This is a genomic window from Pelagibius litoralis, from assembly GCF_011683915.1.
GTDB classification, from domain to species: Bacteria; Pseudomonadota; Alphaproteobacteria; order Kiloniellales; family Kiloniellaceae; genus Pelagibius; species Pelagibius litoralis.
In genome coordinates, this window is the sequence record NZ_JAAQPH010000062.1 from 1 (window position 1) to 713 (window position 713).

Annotated in this window: 1 pseudogene; it reads right to left on the reverse strand. The window is 60.9% G+C overall.

Annotated features, from left to right (window positions below):
• Positions 1-713, reverse strand: a pseudogene (locus HBA54_RS28605) (hypothetical protein); the annotation flags it as partial.

A 713-nucleotide genomic window follows, 5' to 3' on the forward strand; every position in this document is an offset into this window, starting at 1 on the left:
GCGCGCTGGACGAAGAGCACGATGGAGCTGATTCGCACAGGCAGGATGTTGGCGCTGCCGTTGGTCGACTCCCGCCTCACCTGGATATCCAGAGGCGTCACGACCGGTCCATCCGAGGTGACCGACCATTCACCGCCGGAGGTGCCCAGGATCAACTGCCGCCCCGGCGACATCCATCTGATAGCATTGACCTGATCGGCTGCAATCGTGAAATCCAGGCCGTCATCGTCCTGGACCTCGGTCGCGCCACCTTCAAAGCTGTCCGGCCGCATATTCTCCAGGTCCCCAGATTGCGACATCCAGAAGCTCTGCGGCTGAGCGCGGGTGTTTGCCCAAACCAATCGTTGCTCGAAGAACGAAACGGCGGAGGGATGACCGCGATCCGCCGACCAAGCGCCCAGGCTCCAATTGCCCGTGGCGTTGGCATTGGCGAAAACCCGCTTCACATCGGCCCTCACCTGTTCCGGGCTGACAACCTCTGTGATGATCGCATAGCCTGGCTCGCCCGATGGCCGAAGCCGGATCAAGCGGCCAACGTCGCCATCTACAAAGGGCGAGTGCCCGACAGCCGTGATAGTGATACCATTTCCTGAAACAGCAGAGGGATCAAGGGTCTGTCCTGAGACTGTGTTCTCATCCAGATAAGGCCCATCGGCAAAAGCCACCTCCACCAGGGACCATGTCGTGTTGCCGCGCCGCTCCAGTTTATGCGG